The following is a 13,365-nucleotide window of genomic DNA, read 5'->3' as shown; positions in this document are numbered from 1 at the left end:
CAAAGGCGTGTTTTATTACATTCATGAATGCTTCTTCGAGGGCAAGTTCGATCTGATATATGGTTTCAACGGTAAACCCGAACATCTTTGCCGCCTCTCTAACGGAAGCCTGGGCAACGGGAAGATACGATATATTGTTCGGGATGGTTAATTTAAAAGAACCATGGCTTTTCATGAATCACCGTGTTCCTTTATGTCGGCGGACATACCTGCCTGGCAAGTTTCTCCAGTTGGGAGCCGGATGGGGTATACCCCCATTCCCTGTCCTTGCCGTTATTCCCGTAATCCAGGGTCTTACCGTCTTTGCCTACCTCAAAGATCTCAACGACGGCGTATTCCACCTTATCTTTGTTACACTTGAACTCATAGAGGACGTTTCTCTGGTTCAGATGCTCAAGACCTTCTGTAAAAAGACCGCTCTGTTTCCGTATATTAATATAGGAATCCCTGCCTTTTTGTGAATAGACAAGCCTGCTCCAGATCATTATATTTTCAGGGGAGGCCTTCTCTGCGGTACGGTTTTCAGTGTAATAATAATCCCCTTCACTGTCGGAGGCGTATTGCCGGACATCTCCTATTGCCGGCATTTTTGGGAACAATCCTTTTTTTGACGCGTTGAGCGATCTTTGCTGTTGGAAATGGATGACAAGATATCCGATAACAACGACAGCTATGCCGACGGTAAGCCCGAACATTATTACATGAGAAACAGACGGTTTTTTTCTCAACATGTTATCTTCGCAATTCCAGGATTTTCCATTATGATGAGCATCCGTGTCGGACCTTCCCCGCAAACACGCTCATACGCTCCAGCGGCTTGCATTCGCTCGCGTTTAAGCTTCGGAACTTTTGCTTGCGCAAAAGACCAAGCTTCCTCGCCTCACGACGGTTTGCTCAGGAAAATCCGACACTGATGCTCTCATGATATATCCTAAGATTATAAATAAATAGCATTAAAAGTGGTTGTCTTGCAAGTGCAACTACTTCGTGGGTACCCGTTACGAATTCTTATTACTGGATGAATTATGCCTGGGGCGATTGAATAAGTCGTTTGTAGAGTTTTTCTTTGCTTGTATTGCCTACGATGAAGTCCCAGGGGAGGAGCTCATCTTTCTTCCGCTCCCTTAATGTGTAGAAATTGAGATTGACCGGACTCTCTCTTAAGACCTTGTTGAAGGTTTCGCCGGAGGCGAGTTTCAGGATGGTGTCGGCGATCCGCCTGTCGCCACGCGCGAATACGCCCTGGATGAAGCTGTGCTTAACGGATTCGTGCGTAAAAAAGGTATTGTCGATGGCGCCGAATGCCTTCCTCAGGAGGCCGATCTTATCTTTCAGCGATGCCATGTCGTCCATGGGAAGCCACTGGAAGGGCGTAGAGGGTTTGGGCACAAAGGGGCTTACGTGTACGGTGATGCTCCCGACGACCCCTTTCTTCGCACCCTTTTTGACCATGATGTGTTTTATCCGCTTTACAAGCCCCGGTATGCTGTCGATGTCCTCCTTTGTCTCGCCAAACAGACCGATCATAAAATAGAGCTTGAGGTTGAAGGGCTTGATGTCGACGATCTCCCCGATCGTGTCGACGATCTCCTTGTCTGTCATCGGTTTCCCGATAAACCGCCGCAGGCGTTCTGTCCCCGCCTCGATCCCGAAGGTCAGCGTCTTCACCTCATCCTTTATAAGCGCCACACACGATGTGGGCACCTCGTCTATCCGGAGCGACGGGAGGTGGACATGTTTCCCCATGTCTTTCAGCGCCTGGAGCTCCTGCAGGAGGTGAGGGTGAAAGGAGACGCCGCCGCCGAGGATGCCGATGTCGTCACAGTCCGTTGTTATCGTGCTTACCTTTTCATGGATGAAATGATACATATTCCCGATGAGACAGAACGGGCATCGCGACGGGCACCCCCTCGTCCCTTCGGCAAGGAACATGGAGGAAAACTCGGTCTTGTCGGAGATGATCGCTGAAGTGCCGAGGTCTTTACCTTTATAATGTTTCACCGAGACCCGGAAATCTCCAGGGATGAAATGATCCGGCGTACCATCTTCCCTGTACCCGACTTCCAGTGCCTGCGGGTTGTACGCCCAGTCGAATTCACTTAGATTTTCTACGACCTTCGCCCTTTTTTTCGCCCTTACGGCAAGGTATCGCTCCATAAATTCCGGGACAGTGCTTTCGATATCGCCCAGAATGAAAAGATCGAAGATCCTGTGCAGCGGCTCAGGGTTGGACATGACGCATATACCGCCCCCGACAATGACAGGCTCGCTCCCCTTCCTCTCACGGGCAAAGAGGCTGATCCCGGCAAGACGGAGCACCTCCGGTATGTTGATGTAGTCAAGTTCAAAAGAGACTGAGAAGAATATGATCTCGAATGCCGAGAGAGGCCTGTTGCTCTCAAGGGAAAGAGGTTTCCCCCTGTCTTCGAGGAAGCACCGCTCGCAGACAACATCCGGCATATTGTTTAATGTTCTATAGAGAATGTGGATGGCGAGATTGGACATCCCTACATAGTAGGAATTGGGAAAGACGATACAGACCGGGGTCTTTCCGCCCCAGTCCTTGACTATCGTGCCTGTTTCAAACGAAAAAAGCTGCTTGCTTGCTGCCTCTTTTTGATGAGACCTCCTGCCCACTGTTTATAGATAAGAGGCTAAGGCCAAGGCCAAGGTTAAGGTTAAGGAAGATCTCAACCTGCCTTTCATGTCCAGCCCTAGCCTGGTTCTTTTCATTCTCAGCTCTCTGCTCCACGCTCTCTGCCGCTTTTCAGTCTGCCTGCTTACGGAGAAAGGTCGGAATGTCATACCTGTCATCATCGATCTCAGCGCTGTCACTTTTCTGTTTAATATCCTTATAGTCGACCTTGTAGTCGACGGCCACCTTTTTCCTTATGAACGGCGGGATATTCTCTTCGTCAAAGAGCCTGCTCCCCGTGATCTCTTCGACACCGTTCTGCTCTGCCTGGACCTGTTCTTCAAAACCGGTGGCGATAACGGTTATCCTGATGGAATCAGCCATGCTTTCGTCATACACGAGTCCCCATATGATCTTCGCGTTTTCATGGGCCTGTTCCTGGATGAGTGTTGAGGCATCATTGACCTCGCTCAAGGTCATATCCGTGTTCCCCGTTACGTTTATGAGCACACCCCGTGCCCCGTGTATCGATATATCTTCAAGGAGAGGACTTGATATGGCTTTCTGGGCGGCATCCCTTGCCCTGGTGTCCCCGGTTGCCTCGCCGATGCCCATGATCGCCATTCCGCGTTCGCTCATGATCGTCTTCACATCCGCAAAATCGACGACGACATGACCCGAACCGACGATAAGATCCGATATGCTCCTCACCGCGTTGAGAAGCACCTCATCGGCCCTGAGGAATGCCTCCATAATGGTCATATGCTTGCCGCCGATCGAGAGAAGCCGTTGGTTGGGGATCGTGATCAGGGAGTCGACGCGCGTTTTTAACTGGGTGACCCCGCTTTCGGCCTGCGTCATCCTGTCCCTTCCCTCGAAGGCAAAGGGTTTTGTAGCAATTGCTACGGTGAGTGCGCCAATCTCTCTCGATATCTCAGCGATGACCGGAGAAGCCCCCGTGCCGGTACCGCCGCCGAGCCCGCAGGTGATGAAGACCATGTGCGCGCCCTTCAGGTGGTCTTTGATCTTTTCGACGTCCTCAAGGGCCGCCTTTTTTCCTACCTCCGGGTTTGCTCCGGCCCCGAGACCCTGCGTCAGCTTCGAACCGACCTGGATCTTGATAGGGGCCTTGCACATGTTTAATGACTTGACATCCGTATTGACCGCCAGAAATTCGACACCCTGGATGCCCGCGTCAACCATGTTGTTCAGGGCATTGCACCCCCCTCCCCCGACCCCTACGACGATCAATTTTGCTGCAAAACCATTGCCCTCATCCATATAAAACATTGCACTCACCACGCACCTCCTAAAAAATTTCTTTAAACCATTCTCTCATTCTGCCGAGTAATTTTTGACCGCTGAACAGCCTTTTGAACACCCTTCCCTGGCCGTATCCCCGTCCGCTTGTCTTGCTGTTTTTGAAACCGTACAGCAGGAGCCCTACCCCGGTGGAGTATATGGGATTATTCACCACATCGGTAAGACCGCCCACGCCTATCGGATAACCCCGCCTTGCGGGGAGATTGAAGATATTTTCAACGAGTTCGGGGATCCCTTCGAGGTTCGCGCAGCCACCGGTAAGGACCACCCCTGATGCAAGGAGACGTTCGAGCCCGGACTTTTTGATCTCTTCATAGATCAACAAGGATATCTCTTCCACTCTCGGCTCGATAATATCCGCGAGGGTCTTTCGCTGAAGTGTCCTTGGTTTCCTTCCGCCGACACTCGGTACTTCTATTGTTTCATTGGCGCCGATCATACCCGCAAAGGCACAACCGTATTTTTTCTTGATCTTCTCCGCCTCTTCGAGCGGCGTCCTGAGACCGATCGCGATATCATTGGTGATGTTATTTCCGCCGAAGGGCAGGACCGATGTATATGTGATGCTTCCGTTGGAATATATGGCGATGTCGCTGGTGCCGCCCCCTGTATCAACGAGGGCAACTCCGATCTCTTTCTCTTCAGGGGTAAGGGTTGCCTCGGAAGAGGCAAGCTGTCCCAGGACGATATCACCGACTTCGAGCCCGGCGAGCTTGCAGCATTTAATGACGTTCTGCGCCGAAGAGATGCTGCCCGTTACGATATGGACCTTTACCTCAAGCCTTACGCCGGTAATGCCTATGGGGTCCTTTATCCCGTCCTGGTCATCGACGATAAATTCCTGCGGGATGACGTGGATAAGCTCCCTGTCGGCAGGGATCGCCACTGCCTTTGCCGCGTCGATAGCCCGTATGATATCGTCTGTCTTTACCTCTTTATCCTTCACGGCCACAACACCGTTGCTGTTGAAGCTCTTGATATGTGCGCCTCCGATCCCGGCCAGGCAACTGTTTATTGTAATACCCGCCATGAGCTCTGCCTCTTCAACGGCCTTTTTTATCGAGTTTACGGTGCTGTCCATGTTTACCACTACACCTTTTCTGAGACCGGTGGATGGATGGGAACCGATGCCGATGATGCTGATCTTGCCGTCCACAACCTTACCTACAACAACACAGATCTTCGTGGTCCCGATATCAAGTCCAACGAGCAAGTCGTCATCTTTCAACATGTTAACCCTTCCTTTCCTGAATTATGGCGCCTTTTTCGAATCGTGCATCGATACATTTTATTAAAAGCCCTCTCTTTTTGGCGTCTCCCAGAACGGCAACAGCCCGTTTGAGCCTTTTTTTCTGCTCTTCTTTGCCGAGTATGATCTCTACCCCGTCATCAAGTCCGAAGAGCGTTAAGCTTCCTTCGTTATAGGCAGCCTCCGACAGGCTCTCCTTTTTTATGATCCCTTCTGTTGACCACGCGTTGACCTGTCTGAAGATGCTTGCCGCGTCAGTCTTTTCCTTCGCGTTAATGATAAAAAGTCCCTTGATATTGCCCCTGCCCATCTTCCTGTATGGTTCACCGGATTCATCGAGGACGAAGACATCGCCGTCATTTTTCACCCACAGCGCTGACGGCACCTTTTCCTTCACGTCTATGACAACGGAGAACGGATATGCCCTTTTTACGCGCACCTCCCTCACGAAGGGGTGTGTGGCGATAGCCTCTTTTATCTTTTCGATATCGACCTTCAGGAGACTTTCTTTCAGGTACGGCGTTACTCTGCTCATAACATCCCTTTCTGAAAGCTGGCTCACACCGCTGACCTTTACATTTTTCAGGAAAAAGAGCGGCTCGTCCTTTGAGAAGAGATATGCGATCGTGAGTATCGACAGGACGCAGAGAGGAGCCAGGAACAATATATATAAGGTCTTTTTCATATCTTCAGCTTCGCCCCCTTCAGGATCTCTTCAACGAGCCCGTCGAAGGTCCCGCCAAGGTGCCCCCATGCCTTGGGCACAAGCGATGTCTCTGTCATGCCCGGCGATGTATTGATGTCTATGACCAGCGGGTTATCCCCCTGGACGAGCATATCGATCCTTGCGCACCCGGACAGTTCGAACATTTCGTACACCTTCAGCGCTGTGGCCCGTGCCCTGTTTGCCGTTACTCTCTTTATTTTTGCGGGGATGATATATTCTGTCATGCCCTTCGTGTATTTTGCATGAAAATCGTAAAAACCTGACGATGGTCTCACCTCGATGACAGGGAGCGCCTTGCCGTTTACAATGCCCACGGTGATCTCGCTCCCCCCGATGTATTCTTCAATGACAATCTTCCTGTCGTATCCCCGCGCAACCCTGATCGCGCGGGCTGTCTCCTTCTTTTCCCTGACGATGGATATGCCGATCGTGGAACCTTCGTTGGCAGGCTTCACGACAAAGGGGAGAGGAAATGCCGTGGTATGAGAGGAGGTGGAGATCAGATAGGCCGGAGTGGGAATCCCCGTACTATCGAAGAGAAGCTTCATGATGGCTTTGTCCAGGGCCATGGATGAACCAAGAACGCCTGAACCGGTGTAGGGAATACCCATAATCTCGAGGAGCCCTTGCACTGTCCCATCTTCACCCCACCTTCCGTGGAGGGCGATAAAGGCAATTTCTATCTTCTCCTTTTTCAGTTTCTCAACAAGGTTCTCTGCCGCATCAATGCCTGTGGCGTTGTAACCAAGCTTGATGAGACTATTCAGGATAGCGGCGCCGCTTTTAATGGAGATCTCTCTTTCAGACGACTTCCCGCCATACAGCACTGCGATCCTCTTTCTTTTAAGCCCTTTCTTATCCATTAAAACCCCAGAGTTCTACCTCTTCTTCGAGGGACACGCCTGTCTTTTCGAAGACCCCTCTCTTTATTGTATCGATCAGCTTCCTGATGTCATTCGCCGTTGCCGACCCGAGGTTGACGATGAAATTCGCGTGTTTTTCCGAGACGCAGGCCCCGCCAACCTTCAGGCCCTTAAAGCCGGCCTTCTCGATGAACTTCCATGCCGGCTCCCCTTTCACGCCCTTGAAGACAGAGCCCGCGGAAGGGAATTCCATGGGGTGCCTCTTTTTCCTCTCGCCGTAGACGTACTCCATGTCTTTCACTATCTCTTTTTTGTTCCGGCTTTTCAGACTGAAGCTGGCGTTTACGACACATTCCCCTGGCTTAACGGGAGAGGCCCTGTAGCCGAAAGAGGCCTCCTGCCTTGTCATCGTTACGATCTGACCGTGCGCATTGAGGACCCGCATCGTCAGCAGGGGGTCTGAGACCGAGGTGCCGAAACTGCCGGCGTTCATCCTGAGTGCGCCGCCTACTGTGCCGGGGATCCAGTACAGGTTTTCGAGACCGGACAGACCATGTCGCGCGTTGTCTTTGATGAACTGTTTTAACGATACCCCGCCTGATACATCGGCAGTGGCGCCGTTTTTTGTCTTTTTATACCCTTTCGATTTCATCCTCGTAATCCGTATCAGCGCCTCATCAAGACCGCTGTCGTTAACGATCACATTTGTCCCGTTCCCCAGGAATCTATAGGGGATATTCCTGTGGGTCAGGTATTTCAGGACATTCCTCAGGTCTCCTTCATCAAGCGGGTACAGGAGGTACCTGACGGGTCCGCCCACTCTCATGGACGTATACCGTTTCATCGGGACATTTTCCAAGATCGTTCCTCTTATGCCTTTCCACTCCATACTGATTTCAGACTCTCATCGATCTTATATATGTCGCCTGCCCCCAGGGTGATGACAACATCACCTTTTTTGGCAAGCTCAAGCACCTTTTCCGCTGCCTTTTCTTTTGTCGCCGCAAAGATCACGTTTTTATGCCCGCTTGCCCGGATCTTTTCGGCGAGCACCGTGCCGGTGACGCCTTCTATCTTTTCTTCGGAGGCCGCGTATATCTCGGTGATAATGAGGACGTCAGCCTCATTAAAAGAGGTGACGAATTCCTCCATCAGCGCCTTTGTCCTCGTGTACCGGTGGGGCTGAAAGACCACCAGGATCCTGCCCTTCCACATCTTCCGTATTGCCGACAGGGTTGCCCGTACCTCTGTAGGATGATGCCCGTAGTCGTCAATCAGCGTGATGTCGCCATCCCACTTTATCTCCAGCCTCCTGTGGATCCCTGAAAAACTTTTCAGGGCCTCTTTGATGGTCGCAAAGGGGATATCCAGCTCGATCCCCACGCCGCAGGCGGCAAGCGCATTGACCACATTGTGGACACCGGTCAGCGCCAATGTGATCTCTCCCAGTTCATAACCCTTGTAGACTACCTTGAAGCGTGTCGTAAAACCTTCATAGACTATGTTCTCTGCCCGCAGGTCTGCCTGCTTGGAAAGACCGTACGTCATATACCTTCTCTTCAGCATCGGGATCAGGCCCTGAAGGTTTGCATTGTCGATGCAGATGATGTCGAGCCCGTAGAAGGGGACCTTATTAAGGAATGTAAGGAATGCCGCCTTGATCTCGTCGATGTCTTTGTAAAAGTCTAAGTGCTCGAGGTCTATATTCGTTACCACGGCAATCGTCGGAAAGAGGAGAAGAAAGGTCCCGTCGCTCTCATCGGCCTCTGCGACAAGAAATTTGCTGTCCCCCAGCTTCGCATTGCTCCCGAGGCTGTTCAGCTTTCCACCGATGACGCAGGTAGGGTCCATGCCGGCATACCCGAGTATTGAAGAAACAAGTGATGTTGTCGTTGTCTTCCCGTGCGCGCCTGCCACGGCAACGCTGTATTTCATCCTCATCAGCTCCGCCAGCATCTCTGCCCTCTGTATGACGGGGATAAAAAGACCTCTGGCCTTTTTTACCTCCGGGTTGTCGGCCCTGACGGCGGAAGAGATCACAACGACATCGGAATCGACGATGTTCTCTTCCTGGTGACCATAGAATATCCGCGCCCCGAGCTTCTCAAGCCTTTCGGTGATGTCTGTTTTTCTCAGGTCTGAGCCGGTTACCTGAAAACCGAGATTGAGGAGGACCTCCGCGATGCCGCTCATGCCTATGCCGCCTATCCCGACAAAATGCACCTTTTCTATCTTATGAAATACCATCTGTGATCCCTCCGATGATCCGTTCTGCCGCGTCCTCCACGTATATCCTGCTGATATTTTCTCCCATCTCTTTTAGCAGTTGCGGCTCCTTCATAAGATGCTTCAAAACCTCAAAGAGCCTCTCGCCGCTTGCCTCGTCATCCCCGATCACATAACCGCCGCCGGCTTGCTCCACCTGGGAGGCGTTTTTCCACTGATGCCCGCCCGCGGAGTAAGGGTAGGGTATGAGTATGGCAGCCCTTTTGAAGCAGGCAAGCTCGAAGATCGTGGTAGCGCCTGCCCTCGAAATCACTACATCGGAGAGGCTGTAGTATTTCGCCATATCGTCGGTAAAGGGGAAGACCTCGTGCTGTATCCCGGTTTTTTTGTAACTATCGCTGATACGGGTGTAATCACCGGCGCCTGTCTGATGGTACATAACGGTGTTCTTATAACTCTCAAGGAAAGGCAGCAGTGTAAGGATCGAATCATTAATGCTCTTCGCGCCCCTGCTTCCACCGAACACAAAGATCGAGAACCTGTCCCCGGGTTTTTTTACATCGACGGCCTTCAGGTTCTTGCGCAGAGGATTTCCCGTGTGGCGGGCCTTTTTTGAGGCAAGATAGCGTCTCGTCTCTTCAAAGCTGATGAACGTGGACCTCGTGATCTTCGAGAGGAGCCTGTTGGCCAGGCCGGGCTGTACGTTTTGTTCATGGATGAAAGAGGGTACGCCGAGAAGCACCCCGGCAATCACGACGGGAACGGACGTAAATCCCCCCATGCCGAGTATCGCGTCAGGTCTTTCCGAGCGGAGTATGCCCGCTGCCATGGAGATGCCCTTCAGGAGACGCAGCATGGTCCTGATTTTATGGATTGGTGATGTGCCGAGAAATTGATGCGCCTCAATGTAGAGCAGTCGAAACCCTGCCTGCGGGATGATCTTTCCCTCGAGACCATAGGTTGTCCCGATGAACACAACGTCGTTGGTCCTGTCCTGTGCGAGCAGTGCTTCTGCCACGGCAATACCCGGGAATATATGACCACCGGTACCGCCAGCAGAGATAACGAGCTTCATACGCGTTCTCCTTCGGGCTTCAGCATCATTCCAACAAGGGGACTGACAATAGCGAGCAATATGACAGGTTGATACAAAAGTCCCGTTGAGAGCCTTAATCCAAGGACCATCAGGATATCCGTTGCAATGTATAAAAAGCCGAAGAACGGAAGTATCGTCGTAAAGGTACGCTTTTTCATAAATCCGGTGAAACCGGTAACAAGAAAGACGAAAGATGCCCCAAGCAGGATATACCGGTTGATGTCATTAAGTCCCAGAAGGCCCGTTCCCGCGAAATGCGTGCCCTGTCTGTAGGCGATGATCATCGCAACAAGCGCGTACCCGGCAATGAAAGGGATAACCTGGTTCCTTTCGAGCACGAAGAGCAAAAGGATCGTTGCAAGTGCAAGGGGCAGGATAAAGAGGGGCTTGCCTGTGATAAAGAGGTTGAACGAAGAAGTGAGGAAGAGGATCGAGATCGCGGTAACTTCTTTGAAGAAGTCGTTCTTTTTTTCTTCCATGGCAGCTATGTAAAAGGTGAGGCTGTAAAAGGCGAGAAATGTAATGATGATCTCCACCGGGTATCCGGTCAGTGCCCTCGGATAAAAGAAGAAACAGGCTGTGGCCGCGAATGACAGGAGTATAACGGGATATTTCATTCCCATGATATATTTCACGGGGATGCGGTCTATGGCAAAGATCGATGCGAGGGAGGCAAGCATAAGAAGCACCTTGATAACGTTGAACTCACGGAAGAAACTATAGAGCAGGATCGCTGCCAGTATATAGATACAGATCTTCTTCATAGGGACTCCACTATCTTCCTGTACGCATCTCCTCTGTCTTTGTAATCGGTAAACATATCGAAGCTGCTGCACATCGGGGAGAGGAGAACGACATCCCCGCTTTCGGCAACCTCGTGCGCGGTGCGCACCGCGCTGTCCATATCTTCTTCCTTGTAGATCACGACATGGTTTCCCAGCTCACTGACGATCTTCTCTTTCGCTTCGCCGATAACGATAAGTACCTTTATCTTGCGGGCAACCTCCGTAATAGCCTGGTAGCTGCCGCCTTTGTCTTTACCGCCCGCGATAAGGATTACGCTGCCCTCTATGTTCTCGAGGGCCCTTTTTGTGGCATCTACGTTGGTTGCCTTGGAATCGTTGTAGTACCTGACCCCTTTTAACTCCCTGACCAGCTCGACCCTGTGCGATAATCCTTTGAATTCCCGGAGTACGGCGCTTATCGTCGCCTGGTCTATACCGTATATGTGGGCGGTGAGGAGCGCCGCGAGGATGTTCTCCGTGTTGTGTATCCCTACGAGCGGCGAAAGGTCTCTTGCATATATGAACTCGTTTCCATTCAACCGTACATGAAGATTCCCGTCTTTTGCAAAGGCGCCTTCTTCCAGTTGCTTTGCCGTCGAGAAGGTGATAACCCTGCCGTTCCCGGCTCCGGGGGCCTCAAGACCGTCAATGATAACCGCGTAGTCTTTTTCCGTCTGACGTTCAAAGACCCTGTATTTTGCGTCCCTGTATTCTTCGTAGCTCCTGTATCTGTCGAGGTGGTCTTCCGTGATATTCAGGAGGATTGCCGTATTTGCCCTGAAGGTCTCCACTGTCTCAAGCTGGAAGCTGCTTATTTCAACGATGATATATTGTGCCTTTTTCCCTTCAAGGACATAATTGATGAGCGGGTTGCCGATATTTCCCCCAACGAAGACATTGCCGAAGGCCTTTTTGAATATCTCCCCGATGAGGGTCGTCGTCGTCGTTTTCCCGTTTGTTCCTGTTATGGCGATGACGGGTTCATCGAGGAACATACAGGCAAGCTCGATCTCACCGATAACCCGGATCCCTTTTGCTCTGGCCTCTTTAAGGACGGGCATCTCACTGTCGACCCCTGGGCTGACAACAATGAGGGGATACCGGAGAAAGTCTTCCGCCCTGTGGGGACCAAAATGTCCTGTGAACGCAATACCCTCGAGAGATTTGAGGACCGGCGTCAGCGCTGTCTCATCCTTTTCGTCGGCAAGCGCGATCTGTTTCCCCATACCGTGGAGAAATTTTGCGGCGGCAACACCGGATGCGCCAAGTCCAACGATCATTATGTTATCCGGAAGATCCATATCACCTCAATTTCAATGTGCTTAATGCCAGTAAACCCAGTATGATCGAAATGATCCAGAACCTTACAACGATCTTCCCCTCGTTCCAGCCTTTGAGCTCGAAATGGTGGTGTATCGGCGCCATCTTGAAGACCCTTTTGCCCCTTAGCTTGAAAGAATAGACCTGGATGATCACCGAGAGGGCCTCCAGCACGAATATCCCGCCGGCGATAACAAGGAGTATCTCCTGCTTGATGATAACGGCAATCGTTGCCAGAGAAGCGCCAAGAGAAAGCGAACCCGTGTCGCCCATGAAAAGCTCGGCAGGGTAAGTGTTATACCAGAGGAACCCGATACCGGCGCCCAGCATAGCACCACAGAGTATTGTCAGTTCGCCGGCGCCTTTTACATAGAATATCTGGAGGTACTGGGCAAACTTTATATTGCCGACAAGGTATGCGAAGAGGAGAAATGTGGAACATACCGTCAACACAGGTCCTATGGCAAGACCGTCGAGTCCGTCCGTCAGATTGACGCTGTTTGATGTGCCGACGATGATAAAGACGCAGAGCACTATATAAAAGACGCCGAGGTCGGGGGCGAAATTCTTGAACAATGGTATCGTCAGCTCTGTGACGAACCCGTATTTGAAATAGAGCAGCGCTCCGGTTATAAGGGCAAAGAGCGTCTGGAAAAGGATCTTTGCCTTTCCCGAGATCCCCTTGCCGTTACTGCCCTGTAATTTCTTGACGTCGTCGGCGAAACCTATGGCGCCGAAGGAAAGCAGCGCGAACGTAACGACCCAGATGTAGTAGTTTGTCAGATCCGACCAGAGCAGGGTAGGTATGATCGTGGAGACGAGGATGACAAATCCACCCATAGTCGGCGTTCCCTCTTTTACTTCATGCCTGTCCGGTACGTCTTCCCTTTTTGCGCTCTTGATCTTCCATTCGTTGAATTTCCGGATCACGTAAGGGGTCAGGAAGAAGCTGATGATGAGGGCGGTGAGTATGGCGAGGACGGTCCGGAAGGTAATGTACCGGAATACGTTGAATACGGAGAGTTTTACGTGCAGCGGATATAATAGATGGTAGAGCATTTACGTCAGCGCCTCCACGATCTCTTCCATTTTCGAAGCCCGCGAACCCTTTACAAGGATGACATCACCCTTTTCAGCCTTT

General features: G+C 51.4%; 12 protein-coding genes. All 12 read right to left on the bottom strand.

The window, feature by feature from the left end; all coding sequences use genetic code 11:
- Nucleotides 1-191: 191 nt before the first annotated feature.
- The 12 genes from PHU49_07915 to mraY all read right to left on the bottom strand — a co-directional run bounded on the left by PHU49_07915 (nt 192) and on the right by mraY (nt 13,283).
- Nucleotides 192-731, bottom strand: a complete 540-nt coding sequence (locus PHU49_07915; protein MDD5243929.1) for a hypothetical protein — start codon at nt 729-731, stop codon at nt 192-194.
- A gap of 292 nt (nt 732-1,023) precedes the next feature.
- Entirely contained in the window at nt 1,024-2,637 is a 1,614-nt protein-coding gene (locus tag PHU49_07910; protein ID MDD5243928.1) for a hypothetical protein, read from the bottom strand.
- 130 nt (nt 2,638-2,767) lie between these two features.
- Nucleotides 2,768-3,925, bottom strand: coding sequence for a cell division protein FtsZ (gene ftsZ, locus PHU49_07905; protein MDD5243927.1), 1,158 nt, complete (start codon nt 3,923-3,925; stop codon nt 2,768-2,770).
- A 19-nt stretch (nt 3,926-3,944) separates the two neighbouring features.
- Complete coding sequence (gene ftsA, locus PHU49_07900) at nt 3,945-5,189, bottom strand: cell division protein FtsA (GenBank protein MDD5243926.1); 1,245 nt, start codon at nt 5,187-5,189, stop codon at nt 3,945-3,947.
- Nucleotide 5,190: 1 nt separating this feature from the next.
- A complete protein-coding gene (locus tag PHU49_07895) occupies nt 5,191-5,892 on the bottom strand; it encodes an FtsQ-type POTRA domain-containing protein (GenBank protein MDD5243925.1) in 702 nt (233 codons plus the stop codon).
- Complete coding sequence (locus tag PHU49_07890; GenBank protein ID MDD5243924.1) at nt 5,889-6,797, bottom strand: D-alanine--D-alanine ligase; 909 nt, start codon at nt 6,795-6,797, stop codon at nt 5,889-5,891. The genes PHU49_07895 and PHU49_07890 overlap by 4 nt, the downstream gene beginning before the upstream one ends.
- Nucleotides 6,790-7,656, bottom strand: a complete 867-nt coding sequence (murB, locus tag PHU49_07885) for a UDP-N-acetylmuramate dehydrogenase (GenBank protein MDD5243923.1) — start codon at nt 7,654-7,656, stop codon at nt 6,790-6,792. The genes PHU49_07890 and murB overlap by 8 nt, the downstream gene beginning before the upstream one ends.
- 11 nt (nt 7,657-7,667) lie before the next feature.
- The gene (gene murC / locus PHU49_07880) at nt 7,668-9,044 is read right to left on the bottom strand and encodes a UDP-N-acetylmuramate--L-alanine ligase (GenBank protein MDD5243922.1); all 1,377 of its coding nucleotides are present in this window, start codon (nt 9,042-9,044) and stop codon (nt 7,668-7,670) included.
- Complete coding sequence (murG, locus tag PHU49_07875) at nt 9,031-10,098, bottom strand: undecaprenyldiphospho-muramoylpentapeptide beta-N-acetylglucosaminyltransferase (GenBank protein MDD5243921.1); 1,068 nt, start codon at nt 10,096-10,098, stop codon at nt 9,031-9,033. Before murG ends, murC begins: the two co-directional genes overlap by 14 nt.
- On the bottom strand, nt 10,095-10,883 hold the full coding sequence (locus PHU49_07870) for a hypothetical protein (protein MDD5243920.1): 789 nt from the start codon (nt 10,881-10,883) through the stop codon (nt 10,095-10,097). The genes murG and PHU49_07870 overlap by 4 nt, the downstream gene beginning before the upstream one ends.
- Nucleotides 10,880-12,205, bottom strand: coding sequence for a UDP-N-acetylmuramoyl-L-alanine--D-glutamate ligase (gene murD, locus PHU49_07865; GenBank protein MDD5243919.1), 1,326 nt, complete (start codon nt 12,203-12,205; stop codon nt 10,880-10,882). Before murD ends, PHU49_07870 begins: the two co-directional genes overlap by 4 nt.
- A 1-nt stretch (nt 12,206) precedes the next feature.
- Complete coding sequence (gene mraY / locus PHU49_07860; GenBank protein MDD5243918.1) at nt 12,207-13,283, bottom strand: phospho-N-acetylmuramoyl-pentapeptide-transferase; 1,077 nt, start codon at nt 13,281-13,283, stop codon at nt 12,207-12,209.
- Nucleotides 13,284-13,365: the final 82 nt, after the last annotated feature.

It is taken from the genome of Syntrophorhabdaceae bacterium, assembly GCA_028713955.1.
In the GTDB taxonomy this organism is placed as follows: Bacteria; Desulfobacterota; Syntrophorhabdia; order Syntrophorhabdales; family Syntrophorhabdaceae; genus UBA5609.
Note: the sequence above shows the minus strand (reverse complement) of the source record. Positions and strands in the feature narration are given on the sequence as shown.